At 39.4% G+C, this 16,968-nt stretch carries 15 protein-coding genes; 13 read left to right on the plus strand and 2 right to left on the minus strand.

Annotation, left to right across the window (positions count from 1 at the left end):
* Nucleotides 1-2: 2 nt before the first annotated feature.
* The gene (locus PIECOFPK_RS10675; RefSeq protein WP_409965849.1) at nt 3-767 is read left to right on the plus strand and encodes an SDR family NAD(P)-dependent oxidoreductase; all 765 of its coding nucleotides are present in this window, start codon (nt 3-5) and stop codon (nt 765-767) included.
* 88 nt (nt 768-855) lie between these two features.
* Nucleotides 856-1,893: an NAD(P)H-dependent glycerol-3-phosphate dehydrogenase gene (locus tag PIECOFPK_RS10680; RefSeq protein WP_409965850.1), complete on the plus strand. Its 1,038-nt coding sequence runs from the start codon at nt 856-858 to the stop codon at nt 1,891-1,893.
* 47 nt (nt 1,894-1,940) lie between these two features.
* On the opposite strand, the gene hemW is transcribed toward PIECOFPK_RS10680, so the two are convergent.
* Complete coding sequence (hemW, locus tag PIECOFPK_RS10685; RefSeq protein WP_409965851.1) at nt 1,941-3,077, minus strand: radical SAM family heme chaperone HemW; 1,137 nt, start codon at nt 3,075-3,077, stop codon at nt 1,941-1,943.
* A gap of 50 nt (nt 3,078-3,127) precedes the next feature.
* Between hemW and PIECOFPK_RS10690 the strand changes: the two genes are divergently transcribed.
* From PIECOFPK_RS10690 to PIECOFPK_RS10725, 8 genes are all read left to right on the plus strand, one after another.
* A complete protein-coding gene (locus PIECOFPK_RS10690) occupies nt 3,128-4,939 on the plus strand; it encodes a POTRA domain-containing protein (RefSeq protein WP_330975224.1) in 1,812 nt (603 codons plus the stop codon).
* A gap of 48 nt (nt 4,940-4,987) precedes the next feature.
* A complete protein-coding gene (locus PIECOFPK_RS10695) occupies nt 4,988-6,118 on the plus strand; it encodes a DUF4271 domain-containing protein (RefSeq protein ID WP_409965852.1) in 1,131 nt (376 codons plus the stop codon).
* 62 nt (nt 6,119-6,180) lie between these two features.
* A complete protein-coding gene (locus tag PIECOFPK_RS10700; protein ID WP_330975222.1) occupies nt 6,181-6,960 on the plus strand; it encodes a uroporphyrinogen-III synthase in 780 nt (259 codons plus the stop codon).
* Between the two features lie 133 nt (nt 6,961-7,093).
* Nucleotides 7,094-7,912: an outer membrane protein assembly factor BamD gene (locus PIECOFPK_RS10705; protein WP_409965853.1), complete on the plus strand. Its 819-nt coding sequence runs from the start codon at nt 7,094-7,096 to the stop codon at nt 7,910-7,912.
* Nucleotides 7,887-8,228, plus strand: coding sequence for a DNA-directed RNA polymerase subunit omega (locus tag PIECOFPK_RS10710; protein ID WP_330975220.1), 342 nt, complete (start codon nt 7,887-7,889; stop codon nt 8,226-8,228). The genes PIECOFPK_RS10705 and PIECOFPK_RS10710 overlap by 26 nt, the downstream gene beginning before the upstream one ends.
* A gap of 137 nt (nt 8,229-8,365) precedes the next feature.
* Nucleotides 8,366-9,574, plus strand: a complete 1,209-nt coding sequence (gene coaBC, locus PIECOFPK_RS10715; RefSeq protein ID WP_409965854.1) for a bifunctional phosphopantothenoylcysteine decarboxylase/phosphopantothenate--cysteine ligase CoaBC — start codon at nt 8,366-8,368, stop codon at nt 9,572-9,574.
* 1 nt (nt 9,575) lies between these two features.
* Nucleotides 9,576-9,968: a DUF4296 domain-containing protein gene (locus PIECOFPK_RS10720; protein ID WP_330975218.1), complete on the plus strand. Its 393-nt coding sequence runs from the start codon at nt 9,576-9,578 to the stop codon at nt 9,966-9,968.
* Nucleotides 9,969-9,992: 24 nt separating this feature from the next.
* Nucleotides 9,993-10,817, plus strand: coding sequence for an aminotransferase class IV (locus PIECOFPK_RS10725; RefSeq protein WP_409965855.1), 825 nt, complete (start codon nt 9,993-9,995; stop codon nt 10,815-10,817).
* A gap of 28 nt (nt 10,818-10,845) precedes the next feature.
* On the opposite strand, the gene PIECOFPK_RS10730 is transcribed toward PIECOFPK_RS10725, so the two are convergent.
* Complete coding sequence (locus tag PIECOFPK_RS10730; RefSeq protein WP_409965856.1) at nt 10,846-11,691, minus strand: sodium:solute symporter family transporter; 846 nt, start codon at nt 11,689-11,691, stop codon at nt 10,846-10,848.
* Nucleotides 11,692-12,032: 341 nt separating this feature from the next.
* Between PIECOFPK_RS10730 and PIECOFPK_RS10735 the strand changes: the two genes are divergently transcribed.
* The 3 genes from PIECOFPK_RS10735 to PIECOFPK_RS10745 are packed head-to-tail and all read left to right on the plus strand — an operon-like array spanning nt 12,033 to nt 16,949.
* Nucleotides 12,033-12,323, plus strand: a complete 291-nt coding sequence (locus PIECOFPK_RS10735; RefSeq protein ID WP_330975215.1) for a carboxypeptidase-like regulatory domain-containing protein — start codon at nt 12,033-12,035, stop codon at nt 12,321-12,323.
* Complete coding sequence (locus PIECOFPK_RS10740; RefSeq protein WP_409965857.1) at nt 12,314-15,460, plus strand: SusC/RagA family TonB-linked outer membrane protein; 3,147 nt, start codon at nt 12,314-12,316, stop codon at nt 15,458-15,460. Before PIECOFPK_RS10735 ends, PIECOFPK_RS10740 begins: the two co-directional genes overlap by 10 nt.
* 13 nt (nt 15,461-15,473) lie before the next feature.
* Complete coding sequence (locus tag PIECOFPK_RS10745; protein WP_409965858.1) at nt 15,474-16,949, plus strand: RagB/SusD family nutrient uptake outer membrane protein; 1,476 nt, start codon at nt 15,474-15,476, stop codon at nt 16,947-16,949.
* Nucleotides 16,950-16,968: the final 19 nt, after the last annotated feature.

Below are 16,968 nucleotides of genomic sequence, written 5' to 3' on the forward strand. Positions count from 1 at the left end.
ATATGAAAAAAATCGTCTTAATAACAGGAGCCACTTCAGGTTTTGGAGAAGCCTGTGCATATAAATTTGCTTCAGAAGGTTATGATGTAATCATAACCGGCCGCAGGAAAGAAAGACTGGATAAATTGGAAAAGCTTTTATCCGCTCAATATGGCATACGCGTGTTGCCATTAGTATTGGATGTACGCGACAGAAAAGCCGTGGAAACAAGCATCAACACCATCCCCAAAGACTGGCAACAAATCAGCATTCTCATTAACAATGCCGGACTCGCTGTCGGTCGTGATAATTTCGATGAAGCTTCTTTGGACGATTGGGATATAATGGTAGATACCAATCTCAAAGGACTGGCCTACGTAACCAAAAGCGTACTACCCTATCTTCTGAAAACAGAAAATGCACATATCTTCAATATCGGCTCCATCTCAGGCAAAGAAGTGTACGCCCAGGGCAATATGTATTGCGCTACTAAACATGCTGTAGTTGCTTTGAGCGAAGCTATGCGTATCGATTTATTAAAATATGGTATAAAAGTTACGGCTATTAATCCGGGAGCAGCACAAACAGAATTTTCCAACGTCAGATTTAAGGGCGATGCGGATAAAGCCGCTCAGGTATACGAAGGCATCAAACCACTAGTTGCAGCAGATATTGCCGACATTATCTTTTATTGCACTACTTTACCGGCACATGTATGTATTAATGATTTGGTGGTCACCTGTACACAACAAGCGAACAGCTTCTATTCATTTAAGACAAATCAATAATTAGTAAAACACTAGCTGGTAAAGTTTTTTGTCGGAATTAATAAATACTTTTGGCATTTCTACTTTACATGGCAAGCAATATATATCCATGAGCGTAAAATTTGGGGTAATAGGAAGTGGCAGTTGGGGCACTGCGTTGGTAAAGATTCTTACAGATAATGGCAACCCAATTAGTTGGTGGGTAAGAAATCCGGCGAATGTTCAATATATCCTTCAAAGAGGGCACAATCCTCATTACCTCACATCTGCAAATTTAAAAACGGATTTATTAGCGATCAGCACCGATGTGAGGCAAGTTATAACCACATCCGATATTATTGTCATTGCAGCTCCATCAGCTTATATCACCGATATTCTATCGTCGCTTAGTCCGGAGGACTTGAAAAACAAAAAAATTCTTTCCGCCGTAAAAGGCATGATACCTCAAGAAAACATTTTACTCAACACTTATCTGGAAAAATATTTCAACGTACCATTAAGTGATTATTTTGCAGTACTGGGACCTTGTCACGCCGAAGAAGTAGCCTCAGAAAAATTATCCTATCTCACCTTCTCGGGTATTGACACAGCGTACACACAAAGCATCGCCAATTATTTCGCATCAAGCGCTATTAATACAGTTGTGAATAACGATATTTTCGGCGTACAATATGCAGCTATTCTTAAAAACATTTATGCACTGGGCGCCGGTATTGCACACGGCCTAGATTACGGTGACAACTTCCTAAGTGTATACATTGCCAACAGCGCGGATGAAATGGCCAGCTTTCTCAAAAAATTCGGAGCACAGCATATTGTTGTAGGCGAACATGAATCCGATAATGAAGGGCATAAGTCCGCAAACTATGCGGCCTCTGTATACCTTGGAGATTTATTGGTGACGTGTTATTCGCTCCACAGTCGCAACCGTATGTTTGGTAATATGATTGGGAAAGGCTACTCTGTACAGGCTGCCAAGCTGGAGCTCAACATGGTTGCAGAGGGTTACAATGCAGCCAAATGCATTTACAATCTTAACCAACAAGTCAACGCCGAAATGCCTATTGCTGAAAGCATTTATAAAATTCTATGGGAACAGGTACCGCCCGCTCATGGCTTTGCAGCAATAGAAAAAGTATTGATTTAATTTTTTATGATGTGGCCGACTGTAGTGCATGACCCAGCGTATTTGTGTCACTCACTGCATCGTCCCGTATATAGCTCATCCAAAAACAAGTCAGCGGCGATACCGTCTGCATACAACTTCCCCTTACGGGTAAGCACTAGGATGTTTTCATTAAAAGACAACAAATGTTGCTGCAAATATTTCTGAGCGTTTTTAAGTATGGTTGCTTTTTCATACTTCTGCAAACGACTTAAATCCAGTCCCTCACAGGTTCTTAAAGCAATCATGATGTACTCATTCAGTTTTTGTGTAGGAGAAAGCACTTCTTTTTCAAAAGGCAACTCTCCTCTTTGGATGGCGTCAATGTATTTTTGATTATTAGCAACATTCCATCTTCTTTCCTTACCATCGAAAGAATGCGCAGACGGACCGATGCCTATATAAGGTTTACCTTGCCAGTACGAAGAGTTGTGCCGACTTCTACAACCCGGCTTGGCAAAGTTGGATATTTCATAATGCTCATAAACCGCAGCATCCAGCCAATCCATCAGTAATAAAAACTGGTCAGCCTGCATATCCGGATTCACATCATCTTTTTTATGCTGCCGTATGAGTTTTTCTAAAGGCGTTTTAGGTTCTACTGTGAGTGCATAACAAGATAAATGCGGTATACCGTAACCAATAGCAGCTTCTACATTATACTTCCACTTCGCATCGGTAAGTCCCGGCGTTCCATATATCAAATCAATGGTAATATTATCAAAATATTGCAAAGCCAGCTCTAGTGCTTTTTTGGCCTGTTCCGCATTATGAGTGCGATTCATCCACTGCAAATCTTCTTCAAAGAAAGACTGTATGCCTATGCTCAGACGGTTGATGCCTATCTCCTTCCAGCCGGCTAACTTTTCGATAGTAATATCATCCGGATTGGCTTCTAGTGTAATTTCGGCATCTGAATCTATCGTATAAATGGTGGTGATCGTTTTCAAAATAGCGGCAATATCTTCTATAGGTAATATACTAGGCGTGCCGCCTCCAAAATAAACCGTATGCAGCACACGAGACGCAGTGGTAGCAGAAAGAATTATTTCCTGCTGCAGTGCTCCTACCAATGCATCTTTCTTAAGCAATGATGTTGCAAAATGGAAATTGCAATAATGGCAGGCCTGTTTACAAAACGGAATATGTATATAAATACCACTCATACAGGCACTAAACCTCTTTCGAGTTTAACATTAATAATCTATTTTTACTCTTGTTGAAACCTGCAAATATACGATACCTGCTCACAGTAATACTGTATTTCTGCATAACACAAGTATATGCACAGGGCAACTTCAGCCTTCGCATTATAGCCGTAGACAAGGATAGTATTTTTATACACAAGGTTCTGCAACCTCAAAAGCAGTTTATTGGCAAAGAAGATTGCTATGCGTATATTGAACAGATTGTACCCACCTTACAGGCAAAAGGATATATCAGTGCCTCTATTGATACTTTATATGAAGACACTACTGCCGCCACCATAGAGCTTTATACTGGTGAAATTTACAAATGGGTAGCTGTTACTGCAGACAGTGCTTCGCAGCGTTGGCTATCTCACATCGGATGGCATGCCGATAAATTTGCTCAACAAATCTATAACCCCGATCAACTAGCCGAAATTCAGCACCGCATGCTGCAATATTTTGAAAACAACGGCTATCCTTTTTCAAAAATTTACATGGACAGCCTGCATATTAGCGGCAATGAAGTATCGGGTCGCATCAATGTACACTCAGGGCCCATTTATTATATCGATAGTATTAGGGTCTCAGGCAATGCCAAAATCAGCAACGATTATCTGCATCAGTTTCTGGATATCAAAAGAGGTTCGATATACAGCAAGCGAAAACTTCAGGCAATAAGCAATCAATTAAAAAAACTCAACTATATCGAAGAAAAATTTCCTCCCCAGATAATTTGGGGCAGTACAGGCTGTACGATAGAAGTCTTTATTGATCAGAAAAAAAGCAGTCAGGTCAACCTCATCATCGGTTTCATACCTAACAGCAATCCGAATACGCCCAACAAATTATTAATCACAGGTGAAGGGTTGTTGAACCTTAAAAATGCATTTGGTGGCGGAGAAATTATCGGTCTATTGTGGCAAAGATTGCAGGTAGCATCGCAACAACTGCGATTCAATTATCAACAGCCGTATTTATTTAAGTCTCCATTTGGAGTGGATATAGGTTTCAATATGCAGAAGCGCGACTCCACATTTTTAAATCTTGATGGGAAACTAGGTGTACAACTGGCGCTGAACACACAACAACAAGCACAGTTGTATGTACAACGGTTTAGTAGTTTTCTGAGTATAGTAGACACGGCTCGGGTTATTGCGTTGAAAAGACTTCCCGACGAAGGCGATGTGCGTCTCACCAATATTGGAATCGAATACCGACTGAACAACACCAATTACATATTCAATCCGGTTAGAGGTTTTGACATTATATTTAACACTTCGGTGGGTAATAAGGTACTCAAACGCAACGATGAAATCCTTTCGTTGAAAGATCCTGCTAACCCTGATTTTGATTTTGCCAGCTTATACGACACCGTAAAAACTAAATCTTATCAACTACGCTCTACATTGAGTGTAGCCAAATATTTTCCGTTAGGCAAAGGCAGAAGCACTATTAAAACTGCTATCAATGGAGGATATATTGCCGGCAGTCAAATATTCCGAAATGAACTCTTTCAAATTGGAGGCTATCATCTGCTCCGCGGTTTTGACGAACAAAGCCAGTTCTTATCGCAATATGGCATTGGAACCTTAGAGTACCGGTATCTCGTAGGCGAAAACTCGTACTTTAATGTATTTACAGAAGGAGGTTGGGGCAAAGATGATAGTAGAGGCAAAGCCAAAAGCCTCAGTTATTCCTATATTGCTGGAGGGATGGGATTATTATTTGAAACCAAAGTAGGATTATTTACGCTCACATGGGCTACAGGTAAACGTAACGATACCTCCTTCAATCTGCGGCAATCCAAAATTCACTTCGGGTTTATCAACTACTTTTAGGCTTTATAAGGCTAAATTGTATTTTTGCCAACAAAAATCATTATCCAGTTGAGGAGGCTCGTATTCATCATTTTCTTTTGTTTTATCTCTGGCATCATCTGGGGACAAAATACCGATAGCGCAAGAAAGCCGTCTTCCCTTGCAAAAGACGATTCTGTAAATCCTCGTAGAGAAAGCCGCGATACTGTGCCACAAAGCATTACAACCCCTCAACGCACGCAGCAAAATGCACAGCGTTCGGCACAGGACAGTACGGCTGCAACTTCTCGCAAACCCTCCAATGCCCCACTTCAAACCACTTCTCAAAAAGATAGTTCCGTAAAGGAGCCTTCTATTGCAACAACAACGACAGCATCGAAACAACAAACAATACCTGACAGTATTCAGCCTACTGTATCAGTAATGCACCCCATTTCGCCGTTGACCCCAAAAGAACATTTGGAACTTACGCAAAGGATATTAGGCAAGCATCCCTTTTTTAATTTTGCTGCAAAGGCTGCGCCCCCTCCTTATACTCCAAAAGTCAATCCGCCCGGTAAAGAATACTATTTCTACACTCTTGCAGCATTGCTCCTCATCTTTGCTATATTGAAAACAGGTTTCGACAAATATTACTCCAACCTGATACAGCTTTTCTTCAAAAGAAGTTTAAAACAAAGGCAAATTAAACAGCAGCTTATTCAAAATTCTCTTCCCTCCCTGCTTTTTAATTTATTTTTTATCATTGCTGCAGGGTTTTATCTCACATTGATTGTTCACACATTTGCGCCCTCCATCACGTATCCTTTCTGGAAAATACTTGCCGGAAGTTGCATTATACTGGGAGGTGTTTATCTGGCTAAATTTCTCTTCCTAAAGTTTATGGGCTGGGTATTCCAGATAACCTCGCTTACTGATAATTATATTTTTCTTATTTTTCTTATTAATAAAATTCTTATACTTGTAATACTCCCATTAACGCTTATTATAGCACTAAGCGATAAAGGTTTAGCAACCATCGGCTGGACATTGAGTTGGGTATTGATTGGAGGACTGATTTTATACCGATATATATCAGCACTGAATCTTATCAGAAAAGAAAAAGCTATCAGTTTCTTCCATTTCCTGATATATGTAGCAGCATTGGAAATTGTTCCAACGATGGTGCTCTACAAAGGAATATTATCAATTTTAAAATAATACTGTAAATTTGCAGCCAATTCAGAAGTACGCGAATGAATAATGAAGTGAAAAAAACGGGTATGAGGTCTTCAGTAAGCAAGATCAAAAACATTTTAATTACACAACCAAAACCGTCAAGCGAAAAATCTCCTTTTTTCGAACTCGAAAGAAAATATGGCGTAAAGCTTGACTTTGAACCCCTGATAAGTATCGTACCAATATCCGGAAAAGACTTCAGAAAACAGAAAATCAATATATCCCGTTTTAACGGCGTTATTTTCACTAGTCGCAATGCTATCGATCACTTTTTTCGCACATGTGAAGAAAATAAAGTCACCGTTTCCCAAGACACCAAGTATTTCTGCATCACCGAAGCGGTAGCATTATATCTGCAAAAATTTATTCTGTACAGAAAACGCAAAGTATTTTACGGCACCGACGGTACTAATAAAAGCCTGTTCGATGTCATGAGCAAGCATAAGGACAATATCAGCTTCCTGTATGTATGCTCAGAAAACCAACAAGATAACAATATTGTAAACTGGCTGAAAAGCAATAATTGTGATTTCGAGTTGGCATTCATGTACCGCTCAGAAACCAACGATATCAAAAAAACAGTGGGAGACAAACACTACGACGTGGTTTGCTTCTTCACCCCATCTGGTATCAGAAGCTGGTTTGATAATTTCCCAAAATTCAAACAAAACGGAATGGTAGTAGGTACGTTTGGGGAAAATACTAGGGCTGAAGCCATAAAATCCGGTTTAAATCCGGAAATCATCGCTCCCCAGCCTAAATCACCCAGTATGATTACCGCCTTGGATCATTATTTGGCAGAGCATAATAAGAATCAGAAATAAGGAACTGAAAATCAATATTTTACTAACAATTTTATTGAAACCAATTCTTTATCAAAAAGTTAACGCTTTCAGTGGTAGAGAGCTCATATTTTTTAGCAATTTTTGCCATAATATGGTTAACTTTGCGAACTTTATGAGATTTCTATTAGCGTTTCTTTTTATTTGTGGCTTAGTGTCCTGCAAACCAGGAATGAATAAAATATTAAAGAGCAAGGACGCTGCTTATAAACTGAAAATGGCCGAAGCTTTCTATGAGCAGAAAAAATGGGGGAAAGCAATGACCATTTATGAGGATGTTTTACCCTATTACAAAACCACTCCTCAGTTTCAGGATATCTATTACAAATATGCTTACACAGCCTATAATCAGAAAGACTACACTAACGCTGAAAATCTCTTTAAAACTTTCCTAGAAAGTTTTCCCAATAGCCCCCGCAGTGAGGAGATGGAATATATGCGTGCATATACCTTCTACAAGCAATCTCCCAAGGCAGAGCTAGATCAAACCAATACCTATAAAGCTATCAGTTATTTCCAAACATTCATCAATACCCATCCTCAATCTGTAAGAGTAAATGAGGCAATGCGCTTGGTGGATGAACTGCGAAAAAAACTGGAAGTAAAAGAATATAAATCAGCCATGCTCTATTACAATTTGGGCGAGTTTAGAGCAGCCGGTGTAAGCTTCAGCACATTACTGGACAATTACCCGGAGTCCAACTCGGCCGATCAGTACAAATTCATGGCTATAAAATCGTTCTACCGCTTTGCAGAGCTTAGTATCGCTAGCAAAAAGGCGGAGCGCTTTAGAGAAGTTATCGAACACGCAAATAACTTCATTGAGCGTTTTCCCGAGAGTAAATACCGCAAAGAGGTAGAGGATTATATCACTTCATCGAATTCAGAAATTCAAAAATTCAGCAATAATGAGCAAGTTAAGACGACAACTTAGCGCCGGAATTTCCAATAGTATTGAAACCCGCGACGTAAATGCTATCAGAGAAAAAACCGGTAATATCTACGAATCTATCACCATTATCGCTAAAAGAGCGAATCAGGTGAATATTGCTATAAAAGAGGAGCTGCACAGCAAACTAGAAGAGTTTGCCAGCCACACCGATACGTTGGAAGAAATACATGAAAACAAAGAGCAGATAGAAATCTCTAGAGCTTATGAAAGAATGCCTAACCCTGCTCTGTTAGCCACTCATGAATTTCTGGAAGACAAACTTTATTTCAGAAAAGCAGAAGACGAGCTTTTCCGTTAATCAAAGCTCTTAAAAAGACATTCAGAACCACAGCCTGTTTAAAACAGGTTGTGGTTTTTGTGTTTTAAATATTTTTGTAAAAACTGTTCAGGTGCTTTTTATTATTGTACCAGCCATGAACACTGGTAGTTTTAATAATGAATCTACAAGGCAGAAAAATATTATTAGGCATTACGGGAAGTATCGCTGCATATAAATGTGTGCATCTGGTACGATTGCTTACAAAGCAAGGAGCATCCGTAAAAGTAGTACTTACGCCTGCTGCAAAAGACTTTGTATCCCCTCTAGCACTTTCTACTCTTTCCAAAAACGAAGTGCTCATAGACCTATTTGAAGAAAATACATGGGCCAATCACGTACAACTCGGACGCTGGGCCGATGTGATGCTCATTGCCCCGTTGAGCTGCAATACACTGGTAAAGATGGCGCATGGGCATTGCGATAATCTGCTACTATCGGTATACCTTTCTGCTACATGCCCTGTTGTAGTGGCTCCTGCAATGGATGAAGACATGTGGCATCATCCCACCACGCAGCGGAATATAGCCACGCTCCACCAAGATGGAGTAACCATTATCCCTCCCACAAGAGGAGAACTAGCCAGCGGATTGTTTGGCGATGGGCGTATGGCCGAGCCGGAAGATATCGTAAACTTCCTCAATGAATTCTTTACAAAACATAAAGACCTTTCGGGGAAAAAGGTTCTGATAACAGCAGGCCCTACTCATGAAGCCCTCGACCCTGTACGCTTTATTGGCAATCATTCTTCGGGTAAGATGGGAATTGCACTTGCCAAAGAGTGTCATGAAAGAGGCGCTGCTGTAACACTAGTATTGGGCCCAGTACCATTACCTCAAGTTTACGATGGTATTACAGTAATAAAAGTAACTTCGGCTGATGAGATGTATCAGGCATGTCATGAACATTTTTCTAACGCAGCAATAGCTATCATGGCCGCCGCTGTAGCCGACTATAAACCGGAAATCGTAAGCCCGAAGAAGATAAAGAAAACGGATGACGACGTTCCTGAGATCAAACTTGTGAAAACTAAAGATATTCTGAAGAGCTTAGGAGCGATAAAACAGGAAAACCAAATCCTTGTAGGATTCGCGCTGGAAACAGACAATGAAAAAAATAATGCATTAGAAAAATTAAAAACCAAGAATGCGGATTTCATTGTATTAAACTCTATGAACGATGGTACACCATTCGGAAGTGATTATAATAAAATCACCATCTATGCAAAAGATGGCCGAGAAATTGCTTTTTCACCCAAGCCTAAAACTGAAGTAGCCAAGGATATTATCAATACCATTCTCAATAACCACCAAACAGAAACTGTGTAGTATGATGCAACGAGGATTGATTATATTGCTTTTGACCGGGATAATATTAGCCTGTGGTAAAGGTACCCCATCAGGAGTGCTACCAAGAGAAAAGATGGAAAAAATTTTATGGGATGTAACTCGAGGCAGTGAGTTTCTGAATGGTTATGTATATTCTCGCCACCCTTATTTAAATCGAGCAGCCGTCAATAACGAGATGCTGGAGCGCATATTGAAAATTCACAAAGTATCTAAAAAGGAATTTGATAAAAGCTTGGCCTACTATCGAGATCATCCTAAACAATTGGCACAGGTACTCGACTCCATTATTGCCCAACAAAAACGATTGGCAGGGGACACAACAACAGAAAACAGTACGGAAGACCCTCTGAGACCACAATATATGATTAGATAAACTATCAACCCATTATCTCACACGATGCCTCATATATGCTATAACGGAAACTTTGTCGATGCACAACACCCCGTACTGCTGGCCGATAATCGAAGTTACCGCTATGGCGATGGTTTTTTTGAAACCATAAGAATCTTTCGAGGCAATATTGTACTGGAAGCTTATCATCGGACACGTATTGAAACAACTCTAAAACTTTTACAATACAAGCTATCTCCTCTCACCACCATAGATACCATTTTTAAAAACATACTTGAACTTTGCCGATATAATCACTGCGAAGATTCAGCACGAGTTCGGCTCTCCTTTTCCAATGGCAACGGCGCAATTTTCGACACGCATCAACATTTAGATTATATCATAGAAGCTTGGCCATTAAACACCTCCAATGCACTTAATAAAGAAGGATTAAAAGTGGGGATATTTACAGATATGAAAAAAAGCTGTGATACCTATGCACAGCTGAAAACAGCCTCCGCACTTATATATAGTGTAGCAGCTCGTACTGCTACGATAAATAGTTGGGACGACAGTTTAATCTTAAATCAGCATGATCGCATTTGCGAGAGTAGTATTGCCAATATTTTCTGGATAAAAGACAAAAAAATTTACACAACTCCATTAACGGAAGGTTGTATCAATGGAGTAATGCGCACCCATCTTATGCAGTCAGTATCCATAACAGAAAGCATTTGCACGCAAGAACAATTGAAACAAGCTGATGAAGTTTTTCTTACCAATGCTATCAAAGGAATGGTGTGGGTACAATCTATCGAATCAATTACTCAGTACTCCAACTTTATAATCCAAGAGTTGTACTGCGATTGTATCCAACCCCTATTTGCTTAGAACAATACATTTATTTTTTAGATACACGTCAAGGTATGATAGCCCCTATCATAATTAAAATTGCAATAACTAGCACTAAACCTTTGGAATGAGGTGTAATTAAAGACAATACTAAAAGCAGCAGCCCCGTAAATAAAAGAGAAAATGCAATCATGCGCAATCCAAACTTGTTTTGAGTACGTATTATTGCCATTTCCTTTGCATCCATTTGCATAGCTACTACTTTCTTTTCCGACTTATAGTTGAGATATAACTGATAATCCTCACTAGTCGACTGTTTTCTGGCAAAAATGAAATCATAAATCAATAGTAATATCAGTGGTAACAATACCCCTAGCAGCATTTCACTGCCTCTGGATAACTTATATCCATTAATGGCAGGCAATATCAACTTAAAAAATATATTTACTGCCAATGACACTAAAGTAATATTGATAGTGGCTTTACCAGTCAGACGTTTGGAAAATAAAGCCCAGATGGGGGGCAGTAGTAGAGGTCCGCCCGTAATAGCACCTAAGCTTATCGTAAATTCTACTACTCCTCCAAGATAAGGCACTGCAAGTGCTATGAGTATCATAAAAATTCCAAAACACCAGGAGGAGGTTCGCGCCACCGACATTAACTTTTTCTCACTAGCATTGGGATTAATAGCGCCTTTATAAATATCATTTGTAAACACTGCAGATACCACATTTAGAGTTGTATTTGCAGATGCAGAAGTTGAAAAATACATTCCAGTCAACATCAATCCTAGTAACCCTACCGGTAAGATCTGTCTGCAAGCCATTATATAAGCATTTTCTGTATCCAATTTTACATTAAAAGAAATCTTCGCAACGTTTTTACCTACTTTTTTACTCATAATATGATTCATCCAATTCTATTTTAGTCCCCATTGTATACAAAATTTCTTTACTATAAATTCGATTTATAAAAATTCTCTATTTAAAACTTGTTTGTATATTAAAGTGCATTATCTTAGCGCAATAAATATCTAATGTGATGCGATCATTAGATGTGGTGGGAGTTTGAAAACTTTAAAACTAACTCAATAAAGTCCTAATCAACTAAAACGACACAAATAGGTCCGTCATTGGGTTTCATGAAGACACATTATAATTAAATGCAATATACTATTATCATAGGTATATTGACAGGAAACTTATTGTCAAAGCATGAAAGAAAACATATTTCAATTATTAAATATATCTGCTCATGATGAATGTTACCTCGGGAAAGTTTGCTTATAAAGCATTGACTTTCTTTTTATTTCTATTTTTTATTTTGGTTAACCCCAAGACACCCTTCGCACAAAATGAAGAGAAAAAAATTCAGGGTGTAGTAGTTGATGAAGAAAGAAACCCTTTGATCGGAGCTACCATTATTAATCTTAGAACTAGTAGTGGTGTTAATAGCGATTCAAAAGGTAACTTTTCTATTCAAAAGGTAACTTTTCTATTAGTGTTAAAGAAGGTGATAAGCTGGAAGCCTCTTATGTGGGTTTAAACTCGCAGACAATCACCTATTCCGGCCAGGCAAGCTTGCAGTTTGTATTAACCGGAGAGGATAAAGGCAGATTGGAAGAAGTGCTAGTTTCCACAGGTTACAACAGCATTAAAAAGAAAAACTTCACAGGAGCTGCTACCTCCTTAAGCGCCGAAGCACTAGAAAGAGCCGGAGTTCCGGACATATCCAAAATGTTGGAGGGACAATTTGCAGGAGTTTCCTTACAGAATGTATCCGGAACATTTGGAGCTGCACCCAAATTGAGAATAAGAGGAGCCACTTCTCTATCTGGAGACAACAAACCCCTATGGGTAATAGATGGAGTAATATTGGAAGATGTAGTGAATATCTCAAATGAAGCCCTATCAACAGGAGATATGAATACACTTCTAGGCTCTTCAGTTGCGGGCCTCAACCCCGATGATATCGCTGATATCACCATTCTTAGAGATGCCGCTGCTACTGCTTTGTACGGTGCAAGGGCAATGAATGGTGTAATAGTAGTTTCTACCAAAAAAGGTCGCCCCACTGCAGGTCAAGCCAAGGTTTCCTATTCGGGTAATTTTTCAAGATATATCAAGCCCAATTATTCACAGTTTGATGTCCTCAATTCTGCTGACCACATGGCAGTTTTGGTGGAAATGATGAATAAAGGATATTTTGAAATGCCGGGCATGATCAACGGAAGCTCGGGTGGTCCCATAGCGAAAATGTACAGCCAGCTGTATAATTACGATCCTGTTACTAATACCTATGCACTAAAAAATACTCCCGAAGAACGTAATGCATTTCTGGAAAGATATGCGAATTCAAATACAGACTGGTTTGATGTTCTTTTTAAAAACTCTCTAATACAAGAACATTCTTTAAGTATAACATCAGGTACAGATCGTACACAAAATTATGCCTCGGTTTCGTATTTAAAAGACGAAGGAGTTACCATTGGTAATAGTGTAGAACGTATTACCGGTAACTACAGGTTAAACTTCAAAATGGGTAAAAAAATATCCGCTGAATTATTAACGAGTGGGTCCGTACGTAATCAACGTGCACCCGGAACAAAAGACACGGAAGCTGATGTAGTATATGGATCCAACTTCCGCAATTTTGATATCAATCCTTACAATTACGCACTAAAAACCAGTCGGATTTTAACACCTTATGACGAAAACGGTAATTTGGAATATTTCCGCTTGAATTATGCTCCATTTAATATCATTAATGAGCTCAATAGCAACTACCTAAAACTGAACGTTGTTGATTATAAAGTTCAGGGAAGAATAGACTATAAAATCATACCGGAATTAACCTATTCGGCTACCGGATCATATAGGTATACTAAATCTCATGGCCAAGTACATATACTGGAAAGCTCCAATCTTGTTAAAGCTTACAAGGCAGCACAAGACCCCACTGTTGTGGACAATAACCCTTTCCTGTATAGTGATCCTGATGCGCCATACGATTATCCAATGGTGGTATTACCAAGCGGTGGTTTTTACAACATTACAACCAATAGTTTAACTACCTACTACTTCCGTCAGGAACTGAACTATAGTCAGGACTTTGGAAGCGATCATCACTTAACCGCTTATGCCGCAATGGAAGGTCGCGATGCCAGACGTCAATATGAATATTTTGATGGAGTAGGATACCAATATGAGAATGGAGGATTGGTTAGTCCTTACTATATGTATTTCAAACAAGCTCAAGAGTCGGTAGATCCCTATTTCGGCATGAACACAGGGGTTGACAGATATTTAGCTTATTTCATGCAATTGCAATATTCTTATAAAGATAAATACACTTTAATACCTACTATCCGATACGATGGATCCAATAAAATGGGGAGAAGCAAAACAGCAAGATGGCTCCCAACTTGGAGCATCTCAGGTAACTGGAACATCCATCGTGAAGACTTCTGGACTAAAAACGAGATTCTCAACTCAGCTGTTTTAAGAGGATCGTATGGATTGGTCGCCAACGTAAACGGTGCTACTAACTCTGCCGCTACCTTTTATAACCAGATATCTCGAAGACCTTATGTAAAAGATCAGGAAACTCAAATCTTCATATCCAGCTTGGAAAACTCAGAACTCACATGGGAAAAATCTAAAGACCTTAACATAGGACTTGAGCTAGGGTTTTTAAAAGGCAACAGAATATTATTTGTCGTAGACTACTACGATCGTAAAATAAAAGATTTGATAGGTCCTTTGAATACATCAGGTATCGGTGGCCAGTTCGTTAAAAGAGGAAATTACGGAACTATGAAAGCCAACGGTATTGAATTTACATTGAATGGCAGAGTAATTCAGGGCAATAAATTTAACTGGACATCACGCGTCAATATAGCTTTCAATAAAAGTAAAATTACAAGACTGGATAATCAACCTCAGGTGTGGACAGCCATCAATGCTAACGGAGCTGCAGTTAAAGGATATCCGCAAAGAGGGTTATTCTCCATTAAGTTTGCCGGCCTAGATCATAACTACGGATACCCTACTTTCATCAGCCCAGCCGATGCCAACATCAGAACTACTCAAATTTCATTTCAAGGTACTGTATTGGACAATCTAGTATATAATGGTCCGATAGATCCTACCACTGCTGGTGGATGGTACAACCAATTTAGATATGGCAGCTTTGTAGTATCCGGCCTCTTCAAATTTGCCTTTGGAAATGTGGTAAGAAAGAACCCTACGGTATCAGCTGTTTATGGTGATATGACTGCACTTACTAAAGACGTATTGAACAGATGGGTACTTCCGGGTGATGAGCAATACACAACAGTTCCTGCTATCCTAGATATGTTATCGCTGAGACAAGTAGTTACCAATACCGGTACAGCTGTTGATGCACGCTATCCATACAATGCCTATAACTACTCAGATGTACGTGTAGCTAAAGGAGATTATATTAAGCTATCCAATATTAGTATAGGTTATAATCTTTCAAAAAACCTATGTCAGAAACTAAGAGTAGACAATGCATCGCTGGCATTGGTAGCCAACAATATAGCAGTACTATATGCAGATAAAAACTTAAACGGACAAGATCCGGAGTTCATTAACTCGGGCGGTGTAGCGCTCCCCGTTTCAAGACAAGTAACCTTATCTCTAAAATTAGGCTTATAAAATAACTCGAAATATGAAACTTAAATTCAATAATAAAGCATCTATCATTCTCCTGACAAGCGTACTAACTATAGTATCGTGTAAAAAAGGATTTTTAGATGTAGATCCGGATATGCGCACCTATATTGACAGTCCGGAAAAACTAGGGCAACTACTTTCTACCGCTTACCCTAGAAATGAATATATCACCTTTGCAGAAACAGCATCTGATAACGTAGAGGACAAAGGGCCCGGTATAGGAGCTAATGATGCGCTATTAACTGCGTATTACAACTGGCAAGACTGGCCCGGTAGTGAGCGCAACTCAGCTACTGCTTACTGGAACAGTTGTTATGCCGCCATAGCTGCTGCTAATCAGGCTTTGGAGGCCATAGAAACTCGCAATATGGGGCCTGAGGCACTCCCTTACAAAGGTGAAGCATTGGTAGCACGAGCCTATGCACATCATATGCTAGCTATCTTTTTTGCTACCCCTTACAAAAAAGAAACCCCTAATGACGCGCCAGGCATACCCTATGTTACAGAACCTGAAAAGGTATTATTAGTAAAATACGATAGAGGAACCGTACAATCAGTGTACGAGAAAATCGAAAAAGATCTCGTAGAAGGCATTAATTTAATTGACGACTCTAAATATCAGGTACCTAAATATCATTTTACAAGAGCCGCAGCTCATGCCTTTGCAGCACGTTTCTATTTATTTAAAGGCGAATGGCAAAAGGTAATTGAACACGCCAATGCTGTAGTAACAGGTGGAGACTTCACATCGAGATTACGTCCTTGGAATACCACATTTGCACAAATGGGACGCGATCAATACCGTATCGAGTTTTCCAAACCGGAAAACCCGTCTACCCTACTGCTTACTTCAGCCAACTCTACTTATCAGCGTATGGCCAACACCTATCATTATGGTATGGGCTTGAAGGGGCGTCAAACATATGCTGCCTCCAATAACATTATAGGTAAAGCTCTATCTAACTATTTAACCACTTACACCGACGGGGTAAGTGCTTCTACCACCAAATGGCTAGAATACTTCTTTTACACTACCCCCGATACTGGTTACCCGTATATCCAACAGATACTGCTAAGTACCGATGAAACTCTTATGAATCGGGCTGAAGCCTATACCCAATTAGGTCTTATCGAATTAGCATTAAAAGATCTTAACACATTCTATAGTACTAGAGTTAATGGATACTCTCCTTCGACTGACCTGCTCACTGCAGAACGTGTTATGAACTATTTTGAAAAAAGTGATATTAAGGAAGCTATGATAGATGCCATACTTGCTGCTAAAAAAGCCGAATTTATGCAGGAAGGATTACGCTGGCTGGATATTGTACGTCATGATATCACTGTAGTGAAAAATCTTTACATAGGTGAAGACGAAACTATTATAAAATTAGAACCCGGCGATCCAAGACGCTTATTTCAAATACCAGAAGAAGCGAAACTCGCTGGCATAGAACTGAACCCCAGATAATAATGAAATTAATCTCATT

This window comes from Chitinophagaceae bacterium C216, assembly GCA_028485475.2.
GTDB classification, from domain to species: Bacteria; Bacteroidota; Bacteroidia; order Chitinophagales; family Chitinophagaceae; genus Niabella; species Niabella composti.

Coding starts and splice junctions, on each gene's coding strand:
- PIECOFPK_RS10735 (WP_330975215.1), top strand. CDS start 12,033: ATGATGAATGTTACCTCGGGAAAGTTTGCTTATAAAGCATTGACTTTC.
- PIECOFPK_RS10705 (WP_409965853.1), top strand. CDS start 7,094: ATGAGATTTCTATTAGCGTTTCTTTTTATTTGTGGCTTAGTGTCCTGC.
- hemW (WP_409965851.1), bottom strand. CDS start 3,077: ATGAGTGGTATTTATATACATATTCCGTTTTGTAAACAGGCCTGCCAT.
- PIECOFPK_RS10720 (WP_330975218.1), top strand. CDS start 9,576: ATGATGCAACGAGGATTGATTATATTGCTTTTGACCGGGATAATATTA.
- PIECOFPK_RS10680 (WP_409965850.1), top strand. CDS start 856: ATGAGCGTAAAATTTGGGGTAATAGGAAGTGGCAGTTGGGGCACTGCG.
- PIECOFPK_RS10730 (WP_409965856.1), bottom strand. CDS start 11,691: ATGAATCATATTATGAGTAAAAAAGTAGGTAAAAACGTTGCGAAGATT.
- coaBC (WP_409965854.1), top strand. CDS start 8,366: ATGAATCTACAAGGCAGAAAAATATTATTAGGCATTACGGGAAGTATC.
- PIECOFPK_RS10710 (WP_330975220.1), top strand. CDS start 7,887: ATGAGCAAGTTAAGACGACAACTTAGCGCCGGAATTTCCAATAGTATT.
- PIECOFPK_RS10725 (WP_409965855.1), top strand. CDS start 9,993: ATGCCTCATATATGCTATAACGGAAACTTTGTCGATGCACAACACCCC.
- PIECOFPK_RS10700 (WP_330975222.1), top strand. CDS start 6,181: ATGAGGTCTTCAGTAAGCAAGATCAAAAACATTTTAATTACACAACCA.
- PIECOFPK_RS10675 (WP_409965849.1), top strand. CDS start 3: ATGAAAAAAATCGTCTTAATAACAGGAGCCACTTCAGGTTTTGGAGAA.
- PIECOFPK_RS10745 (WP_409965858.1), top strand. CDS start 15,474: ATGAAACTTAAATTCAATAATAAAGCATCTATCATTCTCCTGACAAGC.